The sequence below is a fragment of the Bradyrhizobium sp. B120 genome (assembly GCF_049075665.1).
Classification (GTDB): Bacteria; Pseudomonadota; Alphaproteobacteria; order Rhizobiales; family Xanthobacteraceae; genus Bradyrhizobium.
Map to the genome: position 1 here is coordinate 577,418 of NZ_CP185242.1, position 20,362 is coordinate 597,779.

Annotated in this window: 23 protein-coding genes; 13 read left to right on the forward strand and 10 right to left on the reverse strand. The window is 64.2% G+C overall.

Annotation, left to right across the window (positions count from 1 at the left end):
• Positions 1–178: 178 nt before the first annotated feature.
• From ACOIX3_RS02660 to ACOIX3_RS02680, 5 genes are all read right to left on the reverse strand, one after another.
• On the reverse strand, positions 179–2,173 hold the full coding sequence (locus ACOIX3_RS02660; RefSeq protein ID WP_420968274.1) for a carbohydrate porin: 1,995 nt from the start codon (positions 2,171–2,173) through the stop codon (positions 179–181).
• A 307-nt stretch (positions 2,174–2,480) separates the two neighbouring features.
• On the reverse strand, positions 2,481–2,720 hold the full coding sequence (locus ACOIX3_RS02665; protein ID WP_420968276.1) for a hypothetical protein: 240 nt from the start codon (positions 2,718–2,720) through the stop codon (positions 2,481–2,483).
• Positions 2,717–4,402 (reverse strand): NRAMP family divalent metal transporter, encoded by a 1,686-nt coding sequence (locus ACOIX3_RS02670; protein ID WP_420968278.1) that lies wholly within the window; start codon positions 4,400–4,402, stop codon positions 2,717–2,719. Before ACOIX3_RS02670 ends, ACOIX3_RS02665 begins: the two co-directional genes overlap by 4 nt.
• 13 nt (positions 4,403–4,415) lie before the next feature.
• The gene (locus ACOIX3_RS02675) at positions 4,416–4,709 is read right to left on the reverse strand and encodes a hypothetical protein (protein WP_420968279.1); all 294 of its coding nucleotides are present in this window, start codon (positions 4,707–4,709) and stop codon (positions 4,416–4,418) included.
• 186 nt (positions 4,710–4,895) lie between these two features.
• Positions 4,896–5,189, reverse strand: a complete 294-nt coding sequence (locus ACOIX3_RS02680) for a hypothetical protein (RefSeq protein WP_298373664.1) — start codon at positions 5,187–5,189, stop codon at positions 4,896–4,898.
• 337 nt (positions 5,190–5,526) lie between these two features.
• Between ACOIX3_RS02680 and ACOIX3_RS02685 the strand changes: the two genes are divergently transcribed.
• Complete coding sequence (locus ACOIX3_RS02685) at positions 5,527–5,796, forward strand: metal-sensing transcriptional repressor (RefSeq protein ID WP_097670986.1); 270 nt, start codon at positions 5,527–5,529, stop codon at positions 5,794–5,796.
• A 195-nt stretch (positions 5,797–5,991) separates the two neighbouring features.
• Here ACOIX3_RS02685 and ACOIX3_RS02690 read toward each other — a convergent pair whose 3' ends face one another.
• The gene (locus tag ACOIX3_RS02690; RefSeq protein WP_173640237.1) at positions 5,992–6,255 is read right to left on the reverse strand and encodes a hypothetical protein; all 264 of its coding nucleotides are present in this window, start codon (positions 6,253–6,255) and stop codon (positions 5,992–5,994) included.
• A gap of 216 nt (positions 6,256–6,471) precedes the next feature.
• On the opposite strand from ACOIX3_RS02690, the gene ACOIX3_RS02695 reads away from it, so the two are divergent.
• The gene (locus ACOIX3_RS02695; protein ID WP_420968280.1) at positions 6,472–7,161 is read left to right on the forward strand and encodes a hypothetical protein; all 690 of its coding nucleotides are present in this window, start codon (positions 6,472–6,474) and stop codon (positions 7,159–7,161) included.
• 166 nt (positions 7,162–7,327) lie between these two features.
• On the opposite strand, the gene ACOIX3_RS02700 is transcribed toward ACOIX3_RS02695, so the two are convergent.
• Complete coding sequence (locus ACOIX3_RS02700) at positions 7,328–8,134, reverse strand: creatininase family protein (protein ID WP_420968281.1); 807 nt, start codon at positions 8,132–8,134, stop codon at positions 7,328–7,330.
• Between the two features lie 145 nt (positions 8,135–8,279).
• Between ACOIX3_RS02700 and ACOIX3_RS02705 the strand changes: the two genes are divergently transcribed.
• From ACOIX3_RS02705 to ACOIX3_RS02740, 8 genes are all read left to right on the forward strand, one after another.
• Positions 8,280–9,311 carry an ABC transporter substrate-binding protein gene (locus ACOIX3_RS02705; RefSeq protein ID WP_420968282.1) on the forward strand — a complete coding sequence of 344 codons (1,032 nt, stop codon included), beginning with the start codon at positions 8,280–8,282 and terminating at the stop codon, positions 9,309–9,311.
• A gap of 16 nt (positions 9,312–9,327) precedes the next feature.
• The gene (locus ACOIX3_RS02710) at positions 9,328–10,131 is read left to right on the forward strand and encodes an ABC transporter ATP-binding protein (RefSeq protein ID WP_420968283.1); all 804 of its coding nucleotides are present in this window, start codon (positions 9,328–9,330) and stop codon (positions 10,129–10,131) included.
• A complete protein-coding gene (locus ACOIX3_RS02715; protein ID WP_420968284.1) occupies positions 10,128–10,916 on the forward strand; it encodes an ABC transporter permease in 789 nt (262 codons plus the stop codon). Before ACOIX3_RS02710 ends, ACOIX3_RS02715 begins: the two co-directional genes overlap by 4 nt.
• Positions 10,916–11,899, forward strand: coding sequence for a 2-hydroxyacid dehydrogenase (locus ACOIX3_RS02720; protein ID WP_420968285.1), 984 nt, complete (start codon positions 10,916–10,918; stop codon positions 11,897–11,899). The genes ACOIX3_RS02715 and ACOIX3_RS02720 overlap by 1 nt, the downstream gene beginning before the upstream one ends.
• Entirely contained in the window at positions 11,899–12,594 is a 696-nt protein-coding gene (locus tag ACOIX3_RS02725) for an AprI/Inh family metalloprotease inhibitor (RefSeq protein WP_420968286.1), read from the forward strand. The genes ACOIX3_RS02720 and ACOIX3_RS02725 overlap by 1 nt, the downstream gene beginning before the upstream one ends.
• A 291-nt stretch (positions 12,595–12,885) precedes the next feature.
• A complete protein-coding gene (locus ACOIX3_RS02730; RefSeq protein ID WP_420968287.1) occupies positions 12,886–13,257 on the forward strand; it encodes a YciI family protein in 372 nt (123 codons plus the stop codon).
• Between the two features lie 18 nt (positions 13,258–13,275).
• Positions 13,276–13,626 (forward strand): YciI family protein, encoded by a 351-nt coding sequence (locus tag ACOIX3_RS02735; RefSeq protein WP_173640245.1) that lies wholly within the window; start codon positions 13,276–13,278, stop codon positions 13,624–13,626.
• Positions 13,627–13,657: 31 nt separating this feature from the next.
• On the forward strand, positions 13,658–14,941 hold the full coding sequence (locus tag ACOIX3_RS02740; protein WP_420968289.1) for an RNA polymerase sigma factor: 1,284 nt from the start codon (positions 13,658–13,660) through the stop codon (positions 14,939–14,941).
• Between the two features lie 20 nt (positions 14,942–14,961).
• Here ACOIX3_RS02740 and ACOIX3_RS02745 read toward each other — a convergent pair whose 3' ends face one another.
• Positions 14,962–15,399 (reverse strand): hydrogenase, encoded by a 438-nt coding sequence (locus ACOIX3_RS02745; RefSeq protein ID WP_420968290.1) that lies wholly within the window; start codon positions 15,397–15,399, stop codon positions 14,962–14,964.
• Between the two features lie 240 nt (positions 15,400–15,639).
• Here ACOIX3_RS02745 and ACOIX3_RS02750 point away from each other — a divergent pair, with 240 nt between their 5' ends.
• Both ACOIX3_RS02750 and ACOIX3_RS02755 read left to right on the forward strand, forming a co-directional pair.
• Positions 15,640–16,668, forward strand: a complete 1,029-nt coding sequence (locus ACOIX3_RS02750; RefSeq protein WP_342725033.1) for a putative zinc-binding metallopeptidase — start codon at positions 15,640–15,642, stop codon at positions 16,666–16,668.
• On the forward strand, positions 16,665–17,699 hold the full coding sequence (locus ACOIX3_RS02755; RefSeq protein WP_342725032.1) for a D-alanine--D-alanine ligase family protein: 1,035 nt from the start codon (positions 16,665–16,667) through the stop codon (positions 17,697–17,699). Before ACOIX3_RS02750 ends, ACOIX3_RS02755 begins: the two co-directional genes overlap by 4 nt.
• Positions 17,700–17,772: 73 nt before the next feature.
• Here ACOIX3_RS02755 and ACOIX3_RS02760 read toward each other — a convergent pair whose 3' ends face one another.
• Together ACOIX3_RS02760 and ACOIX3_RS02765 are read right to left on the reverse strand one after the other, a co-directional pair.
• Positions 17,773–18,045, reverse strand: a complete 273-nt coding sequence (locus ACOIX3_RS02760; protein ID WP_420968291.1) for a hypothetical protein — start codon at positions 18,043–18,045, stop codon at positions 17,773–17,775.
• 365 nt (positions 18,046–18,410) lie between these two features.
• Positions 18,411–19,112 carry a Crp/Fnr family transcriptional regulator gene (locus tag ACOIX3_RS02765; protein WP_420968292.1) on the reverse strand — a complete coding sequence of 234 codons (702 nt, stop codon included), beginning with the start codon at positions 19,110–19,112 and terminating at the stop codon, positions 18,411–18,413.
• Between the two features lie 208 nt (positions 19,113–19,320).
• Here ACOIX3_RS02765 and ACOIX3_RS02770 point away from each other — a divergent pair, with 208 nt between their 5' ends.
• Positions 19,321–20,319 (forward strand): L,D-transpeptidase family protein, encoded by a 999-nt coding sequence (locus ACOIX3_RS02770; RefSeq protein WP_420968294.1) that lies wholly within the window; start codon positions 19,321–19,323, stop codon positions 20,317–20,319.
• Positions 20,320–20,362: the final 43 nt, after the last annotated feature.

Sequence of the window (20,362 nt, forward strand, 5' to 3'; positions counted from 1 at the left end):
CGAAGAGCGGCGCGGCAAATTCAATGTCGTCCCGGCCTAGTGCGCAATTGCGCACGGCAGCCGGGACCCATAGCCACAGGGTGTTGTATTTGCCTCGCTGTGGCCCCAGCCCGTCATAACCACGGACAAAGGTGGTTATGGGTCCCGGCTTTCGCCGGGACGACGAAGTTGGCGCGCTTCAGAACTCGCCGTGGATGCGGCCGGAGAAGATGTGCACCGGGCCGCGGTCGGCGTTGTAGGCGGGGTTGGTGATGAACTGGTAGTCCGCGGTCAGCGTCAGGCTCTTGTTCACCTGATAGGCGTAGTAGGTTTCGAAGATCCGCTCCGGACTGTAGTTGAGTGCGCCGTCGCCGATCAGAAGACCGAGGCCGCCGGCGGCGAGATAGTCGCGATGCGCTGACGACAGTCCGTTGACCGCGCCGCCGATGCCGATCGTGTCGTTCGCCCGGCCCCAATAGCTGCCCTTGATCGACACGCCGCCGGAGACGCTGCGGTCGACGTCGGTGAACGACAGGATCTCGTTCTGACCGTCGTTCCAGCTCAGGCGGCCGAACAGGCCGACATCGGTTGCGATCTGCTGCTCGCCGTTGAGGTAGAAGCCGTACTTGGTGTTGTCCTTGCGGATACCGGCCATCACGTCGTTGATGTCGAGCCCGGGGTTGGCGTCCTCGATCGCGAGCGCCTGGCGATAATTGCCGGTGTTGCCGCGATTGCCGAACACGCCGACACGCAGCTTGCCGGGTTGATCGAAGATCGAGTAGCGGCCTTCGAATTCCAGCACCGCGCCGCCATTGTTGGCGTTGGAGACCAGCACGTCGCTGTTCGGTGCATTGGGCACCTGGAATACGCCGGCGCGCACCGCCCAGTCCTTGCGGTTGAGCTCGACCACGGCGCCGCGGGTGTAGCCGGGCAGATCGGCCGGGAAGTCGTAGGCCGCGGAGGCCCACATCGCCCAGTTCATGAAATCGGCGCGCGGGTCCTTGGCGTAGGAATTGCCGTCGAAGAAGTCGCCCACCGCAAAGCGGCCGACGACGATCGTGAGGCGGTCGATGTCGCGCTTGCCCGCGATCTGGTTGGGACCGTCGGGGACGTCTTCCTGCTCGCCGCCGAAGCCGAAGGTCTGCTTGAAGTAGTAGCGCTGCGGCCGGATTTTCGGGAAGGCCGCGCCGGCCTTCTGCGCTTCGCCGTTCGAGAAGCCGGCAAGGCCGAGCGTGCCGTTGAGGCCAAAGCCCTGCGCCGTCTCCGGATTGAAATAGAACTCGCCGCCTTCCCAGAGCCGTACGCCGAGAAACGCCGTCGTGGTCCAGGTCTCCTGCACTTGCCCCGCGCCCGGAAGGCTGTTGGTGCCGCCATAGGGCGCGCGGAACGACGGATAGCCCTGACCGAGCAGCGTCGTCTGTCCGTGCACGCTCCAGTCGCTGGACTCAGGCAGCGCGGTGCGCGTCGGCGTCGCCGACCAGGGCGAGTCGCCGAGCTGGTAGTTCAGGCCGAATTTGAGCAGGTGAATGCGCGGATCGATGCTGACGCCGGGCATGCCGAAATCGTTGAGGCCGAGCGTGCGCCGCGACAGGTCGATGTAGTCGTATTCGACCTTGGCCGTCCAATTGCCGCTCACCGCGAATTCGGCACCGGCGCCGACGGTCCAGCCGGTCTGGTACTGGCCGGGCTGCGAGATCACGGTGCCGCCGGCATCATTGACCCTGACCTCGGTGTGTCCCCAGGCGAAGCCGCCGGTCACATAGGGCATCCAGGTGCCGAAGCTGTAGCCGGCGCGGCCGCGCAGCGTGCCGACATAGTCGATCGACGAATTGAAGGGCCCCGGCACGCGCCGCGGCTGGTCGGTCGGCCCGGTGAAGGTCGCATCCGCCTCCATGCCGAGCACGAAGCGGTTGGCGAATTCCTTGTTGTATCCGGCCTGGAAGCCGCCGATCCCGCCGGTGATCGTGGGCGGAAAGAACACGCCCTGTTCCAGGATCGGATTGGTGCCCGGACCCAGCGTGCCGTCGCCATAGCCGACATGTGCGCCGACATAGAATCCGGTCCAGCTGTAGACCGCCTTGGCGGCGGGAGACTTGAGGGGCAAATCGGCCGCGGACGCCGGTGTGCCGAATGCCGCCGCGCCGAGCGCTGCGCCGGCGGCGATCCGAACCCGGAAGAGGCGGACGCAGGTCATGACGCGGCTTTCCGCGAACGGTTGGCGGTTTCGCCCGGCATTGCAGATTTGGCGGCCACTTGCCACCCGAGATTTGAATTCATCGCCCGCCGTCCCCGGTCCGATCCGTGTCGTCCCATCCAAAGCCAGATCAGCACCTAGCATCCCCCACGGCTTGTTGCAAGTAATTCGCAATAGCAACTGAGGCGCGCGGGATACCTCTCCGATTTGCACGCCACTATGACAGTCGCGTAACACCCCGAGGCCGTGGACCTCATCCGCTGCGATCGACCGCGCAGCTGTGGCAAATCGGTCGAGATTCGGCCGTTCAATCGAGGCCACCATTGTCTTCGTCCCTTGTCTTGATGAATGCCGCCTGCGAGTTGCTGCCCAGCACGACCCTCGCGCCGGCCCGTTCGGCCCATCGCGCCATCGACAACGCCGTCCGCAGCGCGGCACCTGAAATCACACGTCGCTGATAGAGCGCGGTTGCGCCGCGCAGGATGGCGCTTGCCAGCCTGAACAACACGATCGCGCCCCATCGTCGGCCGCGGCCGAGTCTCGTCACGCTCCCACCGTGGCGAGCTGGACGATCCGCAGCAGCACGAGCCCGGCGGCGACGACGAGGTAGCCGCGCAGCACCAGCATCCAGATCCGGCTCAGCGGGCTCAGCCGCGCCGGTGGCAGCCGGTCAAGCGGCGGCATCCGCCAGGTGTCACGGTCGAACAGCGGCGGCTTGTGCTTGAAGCGGGAGGACGCGCGACCGTGTGACAGCATCTCGTACAGCTTGACCGCCGCGGTGACCGCGAGCCCAAGCAGGCTGCCGCCGATCAGGATGCCGATGATCCATGCCTCGCTGAGATCCGGGAACAGCACCGCGGCAGTCAGGATCACCGACAGCATCACCAGCCCCGCCACCACCGCGCCCGTGAACAGGTTCAGCCTGACAGAATTTACCCACGGCCCGAGGATGTGGCGGTCGTTGCACAGCAAGAGCAGGAACACGGTCGCGCTCGGCAGTAGCACGCCGGCCAGCGTCTGCACCGCGTTGGTGAGCAGTCCGAGCGGCGTGCCCGGCGTCAGCACCAGCACGGCGGCAAGCACGATCAGCCCGCAATAGACGCCGTAGAAGCCCTTCGCATCCCACGGCTTGCGGTGCAGCGAGTGCTTGACCGCGAACACGTCGCCGATCGCATAGGCCGTCGAGAGCGAGACCGCGGCCGCGCCGATGATGCAGGCATCCAGCAGTGCGAGGGCAAACAGCACCGCCGGCAGCCGGCCGGCATATTTCTCAAGCCCGACCGCCGTCCCCAGCGCGTCGGTGTAATTGCCGAATTCGGGCTTGCCGCCGAACACTTCGGCGCAGAACGAGATCATCGCGACGGCGCCGACCACGACCAGCACGATGCCGATGCACAGGTCCATCCGCTCATAGCGGATGAAGCGCGGCGTGATCCGCTTGTCGACGATGTAGCTCTGCTGGAAGAACAATTGCCACGGCGCCACCGTGGTGCCGACGATGGCAACGATCAAAAGCATCACCTCGCTGAGCTTGGCGTCTTGCGGCATCTTCGGCACGAAGAAATCCGCCGCTATCTGCCCGACCGGCGGATGCACCATCAGGATCACGGGCACCAGCAGCAGGCTACCTGCGACCAGCACGATGCCGAAGCGTTCGAAACGGCGGAAGTCTCCGGTCGACACCGCCAGCATCACGATCACAGCCGAGGCCAGCACGCCCCAGAACTGCGAGACGCCGAGAAAATGAAGCGCGAATGTGATGCCGATGAACTCGGTGACGATGGTCAGCGCATTCAGAACCAGCAGGTCGATGACGCTGAAGGCGCCCCAGAACTTGCCGAAGCGCTCGAAGATCAGCCGCGCATGGCCGACGCCGGTGACGGCGCCGAGCCGCACCACCATCTCCTGGTTGACGTAGAGCACCGGGATCAAAAGCAGCAGCGTCCACAGCAGCGTGGTGCCGTAGTTCTGACCGGCCTGGGTGTAGGTGCCGAACGCGCCGGCATCATTGTCGCCGACCATCACGATCAGGCCGGGGCCGACGATCGCCAGCAGCGTCTTCAACCGGGCGAGCCATGTCGCGCGCGGCGCGGTGTCGTCGCGCGCGATGCTGCCGAGCGCGCCGTGGATGTCGCCGGCATGCGCGGGGTCGAGCACCGCGGTGCGGACGGAGCTGGCGGTGGCCTCACGATCGGAGGCGTGCACGTTCAAGTCATTGACGACGGTCATGACTCATTCCTTCTCATTTGCGTGGTTTGGTCGTTTTGGGAGTTGGAAAGCGGATGATGTTGCTGGCTTCGGGTGCCGGGATGTGGGCCGCAGCAGTCCGGCACCGCGGTGGATCGCTGCCGGTGTCCAGCATCAGCGCGATGCCAAGCGCGGCGACATGGCGCACGAGGCCGGCGCTCTCGTTGATCAGACCGACGACGCTTCGCATCACCGGGACGAGCGGGTCGTTGGCCGTTGCGGGACGCCTGACGGCACTGGCAACGGTCGGCCGACGGGCTTGCCCGAAAATGTCATTTATCTTGCTCATCGTCGTCTCCCCGCTGCCTGTTGGGCACGGCAGTAGGGACGCGGAGCAGCTCTATGCGCGCGCGCAGCCTCCGCTGCCGTGAGCAGCGGCAATTCCAAAAGTGATGTCGTTCCCCGGAGGGAGTCCCGTTGCCGCGCCGCGATGGCGCGCAACGGGACAACTAGGTCCTTCGTCCATGTCGGTCCTTCAGGCGCTTGCGGTCATCTTTGCTGCGGAATGCGCAGGTATTGCGCGCGGGCCGGAATACCGGTCCGCACGCCGCTTTCGATCGAGATCATTCGTTGATGATTCGAGGGTGGTTTCGACGATCCACCGGCACTCCAGGCGGCCGTCGATCAGGATCCAATGACAGGCCGGGGTTGGACGCCGGCGATCCGCCGGGCGGCGAAAACCCGGCAGGTTGTCATTGGAATAGGTGGCCGCCCGCGGCGGGATCTGCCGCGGCTCAAACGGCCGGAATTTTGCGAGCTTTTCGAACATCGCTCACCTCCACTTCCGCTGTCGCGCGGCGGGCCGGTGAGGAGCAGGCGGTTACGTGAGGCGTGACCACCCATCCACGCAGGCGAAATCTGCGCGATCAGTCTTGCTGTGTTGCGGCGTCAAGTGTCCCGTTGCCGGTCTACTGTCGCCTGAGTTGCTACTGCCCATGTGCCTTCTGTGTTGGCTCGTGGTCGGGTTGGTGTCGGGGGTCAGACCCCGGTGCGGAACGCATGTTCCGGCAACCGGGCACTACGCCTGCCACAATGGCCTGTCAAGCCGATTCTGCTATCCTCCGGGGAGGATCACGATTATCCTCCAGGGAGGATAGGAGAACCGAATGTCAGACGACCATCCGCACGCAGCGATTGCCCGGCGCCTGAAGCGCGCCAACGGCCATCTCGAGACCATTGTCGAGATGATCGAGCAGGGCCGGCCCTGTGCGCAGATCGCCCAGCAATTGCAGGCGGTGGAGAGCGCGATCGAGAGCGCCAAGAAGGCGCTGATCCACGATCACATCGGCCATAGCCTGGAAGAGACGCTGAAGGCATCGGGCCCGAAGGGCCGCAACATGCTGCGCGACTTCCGGCTGATCGCGAAATATCTGTGATCGCCGCCTTCAAGAATTGACCCGCCCGGGGGGATCACCGGACGGGTCGTGTGCGACACGGGGTGGATGAGGACCCGTGCCGAACGCAGGATCCGCAGCCCTAGAGCCTATTCGGCTCTAGATTCTTATTTGACGTGTTTTCTTCACGCGAACCGGTGCCCACTTCGCTCGAAAACACTATGAAAATCCCGTCGATCAGTAGCAGGAGCGCACGCGGCCGATGTAGTTGCCGTAGGCGTCGAACTGGCGCACCCAGGCGCAGCGGCGATAGCCGCCGTCATAATAGCCGTCACTGGCCGCGATCGCGCTGCCGACGATGGCGGCGCCGACGAGGCCCGCGCCGACGCCCCAGCCCCAGCCATACGGCTTGGCATTGGCCTGCGACGTGGTGGACGCGATGGTGCCGGTCACGGCGAGCGCGGTGAGGGCGAGGGCGGCAAACTTGGTCTTGATCGACATGGGATACTCCATCCTGTTTGAGCGCGGCGCCGGTGTGGTCCGCATGCCCGTTGGACGGAGGCTTTCCGGTTCCGGTTCGAAGGCCGTGCCGGAAATATGGTTTCGTGGATTGTTTCGTCGGCCTCTGCGAGGATATTGTCCTCGCCGTACCTAGCATCGGCGGATATGCTGAACTACCGCTGCTAACAGGGCTGGCGGCGCCTCTGGAATGCCCTCATGAAATTCACCCTGCATTATGATGGCCCGCTACCCTCATCGGGCAACAAACACAAGAATGCAGTCAAATGGGAAATCCGGTCGAAGCTCCACCCGCAGCTTGTCGACCTTTGGGTCAGCCACCCAGCGCTTCGAGCCGTCGAGGATAATCGACATTTCCCTAAGAGTGGCGGCGCGACGCTCACCCAAGCTCACCACCTCTACCCGGGTCCAGTAAACGCGCCGATCACCGGACCACTTCCCTTAGGTTACCGAGGTCGCGAACCATATAGTCAACCAGAGCCGCGCGAATTGCTGGATTTGTGCGAAGCTATCGAAAAGCACGGAGCATGGTTTCGACCGTTGGTTCGAGACTCTTATGCTCTTCACTGCGGCATGAAGGTTCGCTTTTTGCGCAAAGAGCCTCCAGGGAAGGTCTATCAGGGCGGCGACATAGATGGCCGGATCAAGACACTTGTGGATGCCCTAACGATGCCGCGCCACATCGAGCAAGTCTTGGATAGAACTAGTTCCGAAGCTTCCCCGATTTATTGTTTGCTCGAAGACGATTCTCTCGTTTCCGGATTCGAAGTCGAAAGTGAGAGATTGCTAGGGGACCAAGACAACGCGGCGGATTGGGTCAAGTTGATAATTGAAGTTGACGTGCGCGTCCGCCAAGCGACAATCTACAACCAATCATTCATTGGATGATATTGGCTTTCAAGGCCTTGTAGTCATCTCAAGCGCTCGCTCGAATTGCTCGCCGTCTTCGTCAGGACCAAGCTCCTGGGTCGTCTATGTGAGTCGATTGCACCCCGCCTGTCTGGGGACGGCCGGTGGAAGATCACCGCAGTAGCCAGGACGAAGGAATTCCCGGTCAGTTGCCCTGAAATACGCCCGGATCGAACCTGTCGACGTCGGCCAGCAGCTCGCAGAACGCGCGCGCGCCGTGCTCGATCAGCTGCTCGCCGTTCTCGGCCGAGGCCTTGGTCGCATCGCCGATCGCGCCGCTCGGATTGAGGTCCTGCGCCTGCCAGGCGAACGGCGCCGGCCGCTGGGTCGACAGCAAGCGGTGGTCCTTCTCGATCTGCACGCTCGCGGGCTTGAAATCCGCGATCGCATCCTTGCGCACATGTTGCGGATATTTCGCCAGCATGATCGAGGTCTCGACCGCACCGCCGTGGATGCCGTGGCGCAATTCGTCGGCATCGAACAGCCCATCCGGCGTGCCGAAGCGCGACCAGCTCGTGGTCACCACCAGCATCTTGTGTTGCGCGCGCAGGTCCTGCGCCACGAGCTGCATCGCGGCGGAATTGCCGCCATGGCTCGTCACCATCACGAGCTTCTTGATCCCAGCGCGCGCCACGCTCTCGCCGAGCGCCATCCAGCTGTTCAGCGCCACCTTGGTCGGCAGGGTCAGCGTGCCCGGAAAATCGATGTGCTCGGTGGAGATGCCGACCGGCTGCAGCGGCAGGAATGTGGCCGGCGTGGCCGCCGGCAGCAGCTCCTGAACCCGCGCCAGATACGCCTCGCCAATCATGACGTCGGTTCCAACAGGCAGATGCGGCCCGTGCTGCTCGGTCGCGGCCAGCGGCAGCACCGCGATCCAGCGCGCGGCCGAACCCTCGGCGAGGTCGGGCCAGTGGATGGCGGTCCAGTCACGGGGCGGAAGCTGAGAAGTCATCAAGCCGGTCGTCTCAATACAAGCGTTTCATGGGATGGATTTGCAGGCTAGTTTGTTTAACATCGGCGAGGCGTTCGCGTCTCCGGGCGCGGTCCGCGTCTTCCCGCCTTCCATCATGGGCCATAATGATCGACGGAGTCCAACCATGATCCCGGCCTTTTTGCCGCGAGCGTTAACCACGGCCCTTCTGGCCGCCACCCTCGGCGTTTCCGCAGGCCTCCTCCCGGCGCGGGCGCAGACTCTGGACAAGGTCTCGTTCGGCACCAATTGGGTCGCCGAGGGCGAGCATGGCGGGTTCTTCCAGGCGCTCGCCGACGGCACCTACAAGAAATACGGCCTCGACGTCACGATCGTGCCCGGCGGTCCGAACGAGAACAACCGCATGCTCCTGATCGCGGGCAAGCTCGACTTCTTCATGAGCGCGAACTCGCTGCAGACCTTCGACGCCGTCACCAACAACGTGCCGCTGGTCGCGGTCGCGGCGATGTTCCAGAAGGACCCGCAGGTCTTCCTGACCCATCCAGAGGTCAAGGTCAGCAAGATCGAGGATCTGAAGCCGCTGACGCTTTTGATCTCGAAGGAGGGCATCACCAGCTATTTCCAGTGGCTGAAATCCGAATACGGCTTCGACGAGAACAAGGTGAAGCCCTACACCTTCAACCCGCAGCCCTTCATCGTGAACAAGCAGACCGCGATGCAGGGCTATGTCACCTCGGAGCCCTTTGCGGTGGAGAAAGCCGCGGGCTTCAAGCCGAACGTGCTGCTGCTCGCCGATTACGGCTTCAACTCCTACTCCACCTTGATCGAGACCCGCCGCGACCTCGTCGACAAGAAGCCGGATCTGGTGCAGCGCTTCGTCGATGCCTCCGTCGTCGGCTGGTACACGTATGTCTACGGCGACAACTCGGCCGGCAATGCGATGATCAAGAAGCTCAACCCTGATATGAACGACGAGCTGCTGGCCTATTGCGTCGCCAAGATGCGCGAGCACGGCATCGTTGATTCCGGCGATTCCATCAAGAACGGGATCGGCGCCATGACCGACGAGCGGATGGCGAGCTTCTTCGACAAGATGGTGCGCGCAGGCGTGGTCAAGAGCACCATCGACTATCGCCAGGGCTACACGCTGCGCTTCGTCAACAAGGCGGTCGGCGTCGAGCTCAGGCCGAAGAACTGACGGGTGCGGACGCGCGATGGCGGAGCCTGCGTTGTCTGGATCTGATGCCGGATGGGCGGTGCGCCTGCGCGGCGTCACCAAGACCTATGACAGCGGGGTGAGGGCGCTCGGGCCGCTGGACCTCGACGTGAAACGTGGCGAGTTCGTCTCGCTGCTCGGCCCCTCCGGCTGCGGCAAGTCCACCGCACTCCGGCTGATTGCAGGTCTTGCCATCCCAAGCACCGGTACGGTCGAGCTCTCGCATCATGGCGCCGAGCAGCGCGGCAGCCACAGAGTAGGCTTCGTGTTTCAGGAGCCGACGCTGATGCCGTGGGCCAATGTGCGCGACAATGTCCGCCTGCCGCTCAAGCTCGCCCGCGCGCCGGCGACCGACGCCGAAGTGCGCATCGAGGCGGCGCTCGATCAGGTCGGGCTTGCGGAGTTCGCGACCGCCTATCCGCGCGAACTCTCCGGCGGCATGAAGATGCGGGTGTCGCTGGCGCGCGCGCTGGTCACCGATCCCGATATTCTGCTGATGGACGAGCCGTTCGCAGCGCTCGACGAGATCACGCGCTTTCGCCTCAACAACGATCTGCTGTCGCTGTGGCGCAATTTGCACAAGACCGTCATCTTCGTGACGCACTCGGTGTTCGAGTCGGTCTATCTCTCGCAGCGCGTGATCGTGATGACGGCGCGCCCGGGCCGGATCGGCGCCGCGTTTCGCATCACCTCGCCGGAGCCGCGCGGCGAGGAGTTCCGCACCTCGGCCGAATATGCCGCGCTCTGCCGCGAGGTCTCAGGCGCGCTGGCGCCGTCCTATGCAGGGCAGGCGGGCGCATGAAGTCTCCGCAGGACCTCGTCCGCTTTCTGCTTCCGCTTGCGGTGTTTGCCGCGGGCCTCGTGCTCTGGGAGGCGATTGTCCGCGCCTATGGCATCCAGCCCTATGTGCTGCCGAGCCCGCTATTGGTGCTGAAGACGCTGGTTGCGGATTGGCCGGTGCTGGCGCAATCGCTCGGCGTCACGCTGCTGACCACGCTCGAAGGCTTCGTCGCCGCCGCGATCGGCGGCGTCGTGCTGGCGCTATTGTTCAACCAGTCGAAATGGCTGGAATATTCCCTATTCCCTTACGCCGTGGTGCTGCAGGTCACGCCTGTGATCGCGATCGCGCCGCTGCTCCTGATCTATCTGCAGCAGCAGACCGCCGTGATCGTCTGCGCCTGGATCGTGGCGTTCTTTCCAGTGCTGTCGAACACCACGCTCGGCCTCAACTCGGTCGATCGTAACCTTGCCGGATTGTTTCAACTTTATGGCGCCTCGCGGCTGCAGACGCTGCTGTTGCTGAAGCTGCCCGCGGCGCTGCCCTATATCCTCGGCGGCCTGCGCATTGCCGGCGGGCTGTCGCTGATCGGCGCCGTGGTGGCGGAGATCGCGGCGGGCAGCGCCGGCGCCGGCTCGGGCCTCGCCTTCCGGATCGCTGAATCGGGCTACCGGCTGAATATTCCCCGCATGTTCGCAGCACTTCTGCTGCTATCGCTGGCCGGGATTGTCATCTATGGGGTGCTGGCGTTAGTTTCGCACCTTCTGTTGCGGCGTTGGCATGAGAGCGCGTTAGGAAAGGACAATTGATGGCCCCGATTTCTTCCGAAAAGATCGATCTGTTGGTTTATGGACCGATCCGGCCAATCCTCGAAAACGGCTTTTCCGATCAATACGTGCTGCACCGGGCCGAGAGCCGCGGCGACCTCGAGCGGCTGACGCCCGACACGATGGCCAAGATCCGCGGCATCGCCGTCACCTATCACACGATGGCGACCGACAAGACCGCGATGGCGATGTTTCCGAAGCTCGAGATCGTCGGCAGCTTCGGCGTCGGCTACGACCACGTCGATTCCGGCTATGCGCGGGATCACAATATCGTGGTCACAAACACGCCCGACGTGCTGACCGAGGAGGTCGCCGACGTCGCGATGGGCCTGTTGATCGCGACGCTGCGTGAATTCGTCAAGGCCGACCGCTATGTGCGCTCCGGCCTGTGGCAGACCCAGAATTATCCGCTCAGCGTCGGCTCGTTGCGCGACCGCAAGATCGGCATCGTCGGCATGGGCCGGATCGGCCAGGCGATCGGGCGCAGGCTCGAGGCCTCGCGCGTGCCGGTGTCCTATCACTCGCGCAATCCGTCCAAGGACGTCGCCTACAAGCACTATCCCGATCTGATCGAGATGGCGAAGGCGGTCGATACCCTGATTGTCATCGTGCCGGGCGGCGCCTCGACGGCGAAGATGATCAACGCCGACGTGCTGAAGGCGCTCGGCCCGCGCGGCGTGCTGATCAACGTCGCGCGCGGCTCTGTCGTCGACGAGCCGGCGCTGGTCGCGGCGCTGAAATCCGGCACCATCCTGGCCGCCGGTCTCGACGTGTTCGCGGCCGAGCCGAACGTGCCGGACGAATTGAAGGCGATGCAGAACGTCGTGCTGCTGCCGCATATCGGTTCGGCCTCGGTGGTGACGCGCAATGCGATGGACCAGCTCGTGGTCGACAACATCACAAACTGGTTCGCCGGCAAGCCGCCGCTGACGCCGGTTGCGGAAACGCCGGTGAAGGGGCGCTGATGTCGCTGTCCCGCTTCAGCGCCGTGCTGCTCATGCTGCTGGCCGGATGCGGTCCGGCAGCCGCGCAGGACGTCTCGACGTTGAAGAAGGACATGATCGGGCAGTGGGAACTCGCCACCACCGAGCGCAGCAAGACCTGCGTCGTGACGCTGAAGGGCGATGCGACGCCGCAAGGTTTCAAGCTCGAGCTCGAGCCGGCCTGCGTCGCAGCACTGCCCTTCACCAAGGACATTACGGGCTGGAGCATCAAGGGCCTCGGCGACATCGTGCGGCTACAGAATGCGGCCGGCGACGCCGTGATCGACTTCACCGAGGTCGAGACCGGCATCTTCGAGGGGATGCGCACCAACGAGGGCGTCTACATCCTGCAAAACCTCGCCGCCGCCCGCGCGCTCGCCAAGTCGATGGACCAGATGATCGGCGACTGGTCGATGGTCCGCGGCAACGGCCAGGCGATCTGCGCCCTGGTGCTGACCAACACCGACGCCGGCAACGACAATTTCCAGCTGTTCCTGAAAGGCAAATGCGATCCCGCGGTCGTCGCCTTCAATCCGACGCAGTGGCGGCTCGATCACGGCCAGATGGTCCTGATGTCGCCCAAGGGCGAGACCTGGCAGTTCGAGGCCGATGACAACGCCCAATGGCGCCGCGTCCCCGACAGCGCCGACCCGCTGATCATGCTGCGAGAGCAGTAGGGGACGGCGCCGCCACAAACTCGGTGTCGTCCCTGCGAAAGCAGGGACCCATAGCCACGATGCAAGTTGGTTTTGCGCGGCTGTGGCCACCGCATGCCTTAACAACCCAACCCTGTGGTTATGGGTCCCTGCTTTCGCAGGGACGACGATTGGGGCGATCTGCTTCTCGATCACACCCCGAAAATAAATCCCCAGCCTCTGTCGATCCGGCGGCTGCCGGATCGTCGTTCCCCATAGCGAGCCGATTTCACCGCGATTATCCTCGTGGCTTGCCGGAAACAGGAGCATTTCATGCGCTTTATGTCGATCGTCACCTCGCCCCAGCCGCCCGCACAGCCGACCCCGGCGCTGCTGGAGGCCATGCACAAACTCGCCGACCGCGAGATCAAGGCCGGCCGCATGGTCGATACCGGCGGGCTGATGCCGCTCGCGACCGGCGCGCAGGTCCGCATTGTCGACGGCCATCTCAGCGTCGTCGATGGTCCGTTCGTCGAGGCCAAGGAAGTGATCGGCGGCTACGCGATCTTCGAGTTGGGCAGCAAGGAAGAGGCGGTGGCGCTCGCCGTCGAGTTCATGCAGCTCCACAAGGATCACATGCCCGGCTGGCAAGGCACCTGCGAGGTCCGCGCCTTTGCAGGCTTTGCCGGACAGTGTCCCGAGTGAGTCGGAGGAGGACAGCCGATGCGCTTCATGTATGTCCTGGTGGCCGAGAAGCCGATGCTGCCGAACCCACCATTGAGGGAGGCGATCGGCAAGCTCGCCGAGCGCGAGATCGCGGCCGGCCGCATGCTCGACACCGGCGCGCTGTTGCCGCGCACGGCGGGCGCGGAGGTGAAGATCAAGGACCGCAAGCTCACTGTCACCGACGGTCCGTTCATGGAGGCCAAGGAGGTGGTCGGCGGCTACGCCGTGTTCGAGCTGAAGGACAAGGAGGAGGCCGTGGCGCGCGCCGTCGAGTTCATGCAGCTTCATCTTGACCATATGCCGGATTGGGAACTGTCATGCGAGGTTCGCCCCTTCATGGACTGCTGACGGTCGCCTCGGTCGCAGGCCGGGGGCCGGCGTGACGGAGGACGAGGTCAAGCGCACCATCCTCGGTGTGTGGCGCATCGAGCAGCCGCGGCTGATCACCAGCCTGTCGCGGATGCTGCGCGACGTGCCGCTCGCCGAGGACCTGACCCAGGAAGCGCTGATCGCGGCGCTCGAGCACTGGCCGCTCAGTGGCGTCCCGGAGAAGCCCGGGGCCTGGCTGATGGCGACCGCCAAGCGGCGTGCGCTCGATCATATCAGGCGCGACCGCATGCTGACCGAAAAGCACGGCATGCTTGCGCATGATCTGGTGCGGGAGCAGGAGACCATGCCCGATTTCGATTCCGCGCTCGACGACGATATCGGCGACGAATTGCTGCGGCTGATCTTCACCGCCTGCCATCCGCTGCTGTCGCGCGAGGCTCGTGCCGCACTGGCGCTTCGGATGATCTGCGGCCTCACCACCGAGGAGATCGCGCGCGCCTTCCTGCAGGCGGAGACGACCATCGCCCAGCGCATCGTGCGCGCCAAGCGCACGCTGTCGGAATCCGGTCTGGTCTACGAGACGCCGCGCGGCGAGGCGCTGTCGGAGCGGCTCGCCTCCGTGCTCGAGGTCGCCTACCTGATCTTCAACGAGGGCTATACCGCGGCAAGCGGCGACGAATGGCTGCGGCCGCAGCTCTGCAACGAGGCGCTGCGCATCGGCCGCGTGCTGAGCTCGATCGCGCCGCAGGAGCCGGAGGCGCACGGGCTGCTGGCGCTGATGGAGTTCAACGCCTCGCGGATGGCAGCGCGCACCGACGCGGCCGGCGAGCCGATCCTGTTGATGGACCAGAACCGCGCGCTGTGGGACCGCCTGCAGATTCGACGCGGGCAACTGGCGCTGGCGCGCGCCCGCGAGCTCGGCGGCGCCGGCGGCTTCTACGCGCTGCAGGCCGCGATCGCGGCCTGCCACGCCGAGGCCGACACGCCTGACGCGACCGACTGGCACCGCATCGCCGCGCTGTACGGCGATCTCGCCGCGCTGCTGGATTCGCCTGTCATCGCGCTCAACCGCGCGGTCGCGATCGGCATGGCCGAAGGACCGCTGGCGGCGCTCGCGATCGTCGACGGTCTCGCCGACGAGCCGGCGCTGAAAGCCTATCATCTGCTGCCGAGCGTGCGCGGCGATCTGCTGCACCGGCTGAGCCGTTTTGCCGAGGCGCATACCGCGTTCGAGGCCGCCGCTGCACTCGCCGGCAACGCGCGCGAGCGCGAATTGCTGCGGCGGCGCGCCGCGGTCGCGGCACGCGCCGCGCAGGATCACGGCCAGCGCTGACGACGGGAAGTCAGGAGGAGCTATCCCGCGTCATGGGCAAGGGCAGCCTTGCCGCGCAGTCCCCACAACAGCAAGATCGATGCTGCGATGATCGCAAGACCGATCGAGACGAATCCTGTGGTCACCAGCGCCTCCTGCCACGGCGCGGCGCCACGCCCGGCCGCGGTCACCGGCGACAACGCACCGGTTCCGAGAACCGCGGCGAGTGTCGTCACGGCCCAGTTGCCGTATGTCCCGCACAACAGCGCCCAGTAGGCTGCGACGCTCGCGCGGCGCGGCAGCCTGACCTCGCTCCAGATCGCGCCGACCGCGAGCAGGAACGTGCCGTTCATCACACCTTCGAGATGGGCCGCGAGCGCCATCCGCACATTGCTGAAGTGCTGCTCGAGAAGGCCGGTCAACAGCCCGATCAGGAACAAAACCATGCCGTGAAAAAGCAGCCGCCGCCGATCATCCATTCCTGTCCCCTCAAATCACTGGTGTGAATAACGGCCGACCATAGCAGAATGCGCGAAGACGCCCGGGCGCGATTAGCGCCTGCCGCGCCGGCTGCCGGCCGAAGCATGGGCGGGCGCGCGCCCGGACTGGACCTGAGCCGGCACGGGCCGGGCCCGCCATCCGCGAAGGCCCGGCGGTTGTTGCGGGCGGCAACCTATGACACCATCCCGATTCCGGTTTGTTTTTGATCTTGGAAGCCTATGCCGCGTCGCAAATTTGCCTGGGAGAAGCTCACGGATGCGCAGTTGCTCGAGCAACGCCTCAGCAGTCTGAGGGTTGCGGTCGAAGGCACCTGGCTCGCGGATTGTGTCAGCACGCTCTACGAAGAGCTCGAAGAGCGCGGCATCCGGCTGCGGCCGCATGCATGGATCTCGAGCGAATGGTTCAGCCCGGCCGATGTGCCCGGTATCGCCATTCCGTTCTATCTCGCGCATCCCCGCCTGATGAAGCTCGAGAAGAAGATGATGCTCGACGTCGAGGGCGCCTCGTGGTCCGAGTGCATGGCCATTCTCCGTCACGAGGCGGGGCATGCCATCCAGCACGGCTACCAGCTGCAACGCCGCCGGCGCTGGCAGCAGCTGTTCGGTCCGTCGTCGCAACATTATCCGCGCTACTACCGGCCCAATCCGGCCAGCCGCAACTATGTCCAGCATCTCAGGCTGTGGTACGCGCAGAGCCATCCGGATGAGGATTTCGCCGAGACCTTCGCGGTGTGGCTGCGGCCGCGCTCGAACTGGCGGACGCGGTATGCCGGCTGGCCGGCGCTGAAGAAGCTCGAATATGTCGACGAGCTGATGGGCGAGATCGCGGGCAACCGGCCGTTGCTCACGACGCGGGAACGGGTGGATCCGCTGCATACGCTGAAGCAGACGCTGGGCGAACACTACAAGAAGAAGCAGGCGTTCTACGCCTTCACGCCGCCGAAGACCTACGACCGCGATCTGTCCAAGCTGTTCTCCGCCGATCCGCGGCATCGGCGGCAGCCGCCGGCCGCGGTCTTCATCAGGCGGCACCGCGCCCAGATCAGGCAGCTGGTCGCGCGGTGGACCGGCGAGAACCAGCTGACGCTCGATGCCGTGCTCGACGACATGATCATGCGCTGCCGCGAGCTCAATCTGCGTGCCGTCGGCCCCGAGCAGAAGCTGGTGACCAATTTCACCATCCTGCTGACAGCCAAGACCATGCACGCGCTGTTCGGCCCGTCGCGCCGCAAATGGATCGCGCTATGAAACACTTTCGCATTCTGGTGCTGATGCACCCGGACTGTGTGCCGCCGGACTCCAGCGACGGATACTCCGCGCGGGAAATCAACGAGTGGAAAACCGAATACGACGTGGTGAGTACCCTGCGCGCGGCCGGCCATGAGGTGCGTCCGCTCGGCGTGCAGGAGGAAATCAAGCCGGTCCGCGACGAGATCGAGGGCTTCAAGCCGCACGTGGTGTTCACACTGCTGGAGGAGTTTCACTACGACGTCGTGTATGACCAGCACATCGCGAGCTATCTCGAGCTGATGAAGATCCCCTATACCGGGTGCAATCCGCGCGGCCTGATCCTGGCGCGCGGCAAGGATCTGTCCAAGACGCTGGTGCATCATCGCCGCATCCCGGTGCCGGCCTTCGCCGTGTTCCCGATGCGCCGCAAGGTCAAGCGGCCGCCGCGGCTTGCGCTGCCGCTGATCGTCAAGAGCCTGAGCAGCGATGGATCGCTCGGCATTTCGCAGGCGTCGATCGTCGATACCGACGAGAAGCTCGCGGAGCGCGTCGCCTTCATTCATGAGCGGATCGGAACGGCCGCGATCGCCGAGCAGTTCATCGAGGGACGTGAGCTCTATGTCGGCGTGATCGGCAACAACAGGCTGCGGGTCCTGCCGGTTTGGGAATTGAAGTTCGGCAGCATGGGCGGCCCCGCCGCACGCCAGATCGCCACCGAAAAGGTCAAGCACGATACCAGCTATCAGGAGCGCATCGGAATTGCGGATGGGCCGGCCGAGGATCTGACGCCGGAACTATCCGCCCATATTCAACGGCTGGCGAAGCGCATCTACCGGACCCTCGGGCTCGATGGCTATGCGCGCATCGACTTCCGCCTGTCTACCAATGGCGTGCCGTATTTCATTGAAGCCAATCCCAATCCCGAAATCGCCAAGAGCCAGGAGTTCGCGACAGCCGCCGGGCATGACGGACTGGACTATCCGGTTTTGTTGAATCGCATCCTGACGCTCGGAATCAGCCGCGCCAAGGCCGGCGTATCCCTGGGCTGAATCGGAACTCTCGATTCTTGTTTTGACGCGTTTTCTTCACGCGAACCGGCGCCCACTTCGCTCGAAAACGCTTTTAAAGGCTGCGCTGCAGCAGGTGGCGTCGCGCGTCCCTGGGGATGAACATCGCAAACGTTTCCCTAACGCGTGCCGCCGGTGTCGCGACCGCAGTGGCTGTGGGAGCGGGTGCTGTCTCCGGACGAAACGCATCCGGGTCCGGCCAGCGCCGTGCAATCACGTCGCGCACGGGGGCTGCCCTCAGCAACCCGTCGCTGCGGCAGGCATCGTAGACGTACAAAACGGCAAGAAAAATCGATACGACAACAAGGATCGTCTTGAAAATCGGCATTGTGATTGCGCCTTCTTGATTGAGGCGAACAATGCCCGGTCACGGTGAACCGCGCGTTTAGCGCGCCGGCCGATCGGCCGATACGGTTCGCAACTCATGAACGGAAGCTTGCGTAAACGGCTCGCTTACCAATGCCTTCAAGGTTGCGGCAACCAGCTTTCCTCACCGGCGGGAAAGAAGTCTCTGGCATCAAGAGACCAACAAGAAGACTGAGGAGGCACCATGTTCGTCGCCATTCGAGTCATGATCCTGATCGCCAGTGCTTACGCCGGCTCGGCCGTTGCAGAGATGCAGTTCGCGCCGCTGCCGAGCCTTGCGGCGTCGTCCGCGCCGTAGCACCGGCAACCGGCGAGTGCCCCGGCGCTTCACGCAGGATTGGGTGTTGCCGCGGCAACCCCGATTGCGCGGGCGGCGTTTTCCGTCATCCGGGTCGCCGTCAGCCGCAGGAAATACAGCGACAGTCCCGGATTGCGTTCGCATAGCTTCCGCAGTGCGCCGTCGCTGATCCACAGCAAGTCCACATCGGTTGCTGCCATGGCCGTCTGCGTGCGGCGCCGTTCGAGGGAGAACAGTCCGATCTCCCCGAACAATTCGCCTGCCGAGACCCCACGATCGATCTCGGGAAACCTGACGTCGCCCGATACGACCATGTAGAGCAGGTCGGCGTCGTCGCCTTTCTTGAAGATCGTTTCTCCCGCCCTGACGTGCTTCGCGTGCATGAACGGTTGCAGCCAGTTCGGAGAAAGATCCGTCGCGGCAGCGCGCCTGGCCTTGCGAAGCAGCCGAACCATCTGGAACAGCAATACCACGTTCAGCGGCAGCAGAATGATGTGCAGGATGAGCACCGGGTAGATCCGGTCGCCCAATCCATAGCTGATGAATGCCAGATTGCTGGATATCGCGACGGCGCGCAGGCTCAACATCGTGCTCATGCAGAACGTCAGCAACACAAGAGCCGACGCCAGGTAACCCAAGCCATCAATGAATGTCATGACAGCGCCCACTGGAAAATGAATGGCAAGCAAAGCGATCTGAAAACGACCGGCAACATACACCAGGGCGTTCATTTTACTGAACGGAAATCCATCCGGCCCGCGCTTGCGGCGGTGCACACGCCGTGACGCGGCCTCAGCTCGACGAGCGCGAACGCGAGGCCACGTCGATTGCGGCGAAGCCGCGATATCGGCTGTTCCACCGCAGAACTCCGTCGCTGTTTGCATTGGAACTTCGACGCTTTCCGTAACTTTACGGAATGTAGCCACGTTGAGATGCACGATGTTCCGACATTTTCCCGTCGCGTGTTTTGCTGTTGTCCTTTTGCTTGTCTCCGCTGCGCCCGCGATGGCGGCGGGCCTCGATGCCGCCGCGATCAACGACGCAGTGGCGCCAACGAAAAAATTGCCGGGCCGTCATCAGGCCAGCGCCTCCATTGCCAAGCTCGAGATTCTGCTCGATCGCGCGCATTTCTCTCCCGGCGAGATCGACGGCCAGCTAGGCGAGAATGCGCAGAAAGCGCTCACGGCGTTTGCCGCGGCGAATGGATTGTCGTTCGACAAGGCTGTGACGCCGGATATCTGGAGCAAACTCGCCGCCGCCAGCGAAGGGCCTGCGGTCGTCAACTACACCATCGTCGATGCCGACGTGAAAGGCCCCTTCCTGAAGCAGGTCCCTGCGAAGATGGAGAGCATGAAGGGCCTGCCCGCGCTGAACTACACCGGTCCGCGCGAAGCGTTGGCCGAGAAATTCCACATGAGCGAGGCGTTGCTACAGGCACTCAATCCCGGCCAGAAGTTCGACAAGGCCGGCGACAGCATCGCGGTTGCCAACGTCGTCGACACTGGCGCTTCGGCGCCGGTTGCCCGCGCCGAAGTCGACAAGGCGCGACAGACGCTCAGCACATTCGACGCCGCAGGAAAGCTCACGGCCTTCTATCCCGCAACGGTCGGCAGCACAGAGAAACCGACACCGAACGGCACGTTGAAGGTGACGGCGATCAACAAGAACCCGACGTATCGCTACAATCCCAAGTACAAGTTCAAGGGCGTCAAATCCAGGACGCCGTTCACGATCAAGCCCGGCCCCAACAACCCGGTCGGCTCGATCTGGATCAATCTCTCGGCGGAAGGCTACGGCATCCACGGCACGCCCGATCCCGGCAAGGTCTCCAAGGCCGCGTCCCACGGCTGCGTTCGGCTGACGAACTGGGATGCGCAGCAGGTCGCGGCCGGTGTCGCGAAGGGGACGCCGGTTACGTTCGTGGACGGGACGCGATAATGCGATAGGAGGGACCGAGCTGCGCCGGCCATCGCAAAGCGCT

What these genes read in the sequence shown, in the direction of transcription:
- ACOIX3_RS02660 (WP_420968274.1), bottom strand. Translation starts at nt 2,173, where the DNA reads ATGACCTGCGTCCGCCTCTTCCGGGTTCGGATCGCCGCCGGCGCAGCG.
- ACOIX3_RS02670 (WP_420968278.1), bottom strand. Translation starts at nt 4,402, where the DNA reads ATGACCGTCGTCAATGACTTGAACGTGCACGCCTCCGATCGTGAGGCC.
- ACOIX3_RS02675 (WP_420968279.1), bottom strand. Translation starts at nt 4,709, where the DNA reads ATGAGCAAGATAAATGACATTTTCGGGCAAGCCCGTCGGCCGACCGTT.
- ACOIX3_RS02680 (WP_298373664.1), bottom strand. Translation starts at nt 5,189, where the DNA reads ATGTTCGAAAAGCTCGCAAAATTCCGGCCGTTTGAGCCGCGGCAGATC.
- ACOIX3_RS02685 (WP_097670986.1), top strand. Translation starts at nt 5,527, where the DNA reads ATGTCAGACGACCATCCGCACGCAGCGATTGCCCGGCGCCTGAAGCGC.
- ACOIX3_RS02690 (WP_173640237.1), bottom strand. Translation starts at nt 6,255, where the DNA reads ATGTCGATCAAGACCAAGTTTGCCGCCCTCGCCCTCACCGCGCTCGCC.
- ACOIX3_RS02695 (WP_420968280.1), top strand. Translation starts at nt 6,472, where the DNA reads ATGAAATTCACCCTGCATTATGATGGCCCGCTACCCTCATCGGGCAAC.
- ACOIX3_RS02700 (WP_420968281.1), bottom strand. Translation starts at nt 8,134, where the DNA reads ATGACTTCTCAGCTTCCGCCCCGTGACTGGACCGCCATCCACTGGCCC.
- ACOIX3_RS02705 (WP_420968282.1), top strand. Translation starts at nt 8,280, where the DNA reads ATGATCCCGGCCTTTTTGCCGCGAGCGTTAACCACGGCCCTTCTGGCC.
- ACOIX3_RS02710 (WP_420968283.1), top strand. Translation starts at nt 9,328, where the DNA reads ATGGCGGAGCCTGCGTTGTCTGGATCTGATGCCGGATGGGCGGTGCGC.
- ACOIX3_RS02715 (WP_420968284.1), top strand. Translation starts at nt 10,128, where the DNA reads ATGAAGTCTCCGCAGGACCTCGTCCGCTTTCTGCTTCCGCTTGCGGTG.
- ACOIX3_RS02720 (WP_420968285.1), top strand. Translation starts at nt 10,916, where the DNA reads ATGGCCCCGATTTCTTCCGAAAAGATCGATCTGTTGGTTTATGGACCG.
- ACOIX3_RS02725 (WP_420968286.1), top strand. Translation starts at nt 11,899, where the DNA reads ATGTCGCTGTCCCGCTTCAGCGCCGTGCTGCTCATGCTGCTGGCCGGA.
- ACOIX3_RS02730 (WP_420968287.1), top strand. Translation starts at nt 12,886, where the DNA reads ATGCGCTTTATGTCGATCGTCACCTCGCCCCAGCCGCCCGCACAGCCG.
- ACOIX3_RS02735 (WP_173640245.1), top strand. Translation starts at nt 13,276, where the DNA reads ATGCGCTTCATGTATGTCCTGGTGGCCGAGAAGCCGATGCTGCCGAAC.
- ACOIX3_RS02745 (WP_420968290.1), bottom strand. Translation starts at nt 15,399, where the DNA reads ATGGATGATCGGCGGCGGCTGCTTTTTCACGGCATGGTTTTGTTCCTG.
- ACOIX3_RS02750 (WP_342725033.1), top strand. Translation starts at nt 15,640, where the DNA reads ATGCCGCGTCGCAAATTTGCCTGGGAGAAGCTCACGGATGCGCAGTTG.
- ACOIX3_RS02755 (WP_342725032.1), top strand. Translation starts at nt 16,665, where the DNA reads ATGAAACACTTTCGCATTCTGGTGCTGATGCACCCGGACTGTGTGCCG.
- ACOIX3_RS02760 (WP_420968291.1), bottom strand. Translation starts at nt 18,045, where the DNA reads ATGCCGATTTTCAAGACGATCCTTGTTGTCGTATCGATTTTTCTTGCC.
- ACOIX3_RS02765 (WP_420968292.1), bottom strand. Translation starts at nt 19,112, where the DNA reads ATGAACGCCCTGGTGTATGTTGCCGGTCGTTTTCAGATCGCTTTGCTT.
- ACOIX3_RS02770 (WP_420968294.1), top strand. Translation starts at nt 19,321, where the DNA reads ATGTTCCGACATTTTCCCGTCGCGTGTTTTGCTGTTGTCCTTTTGCTT.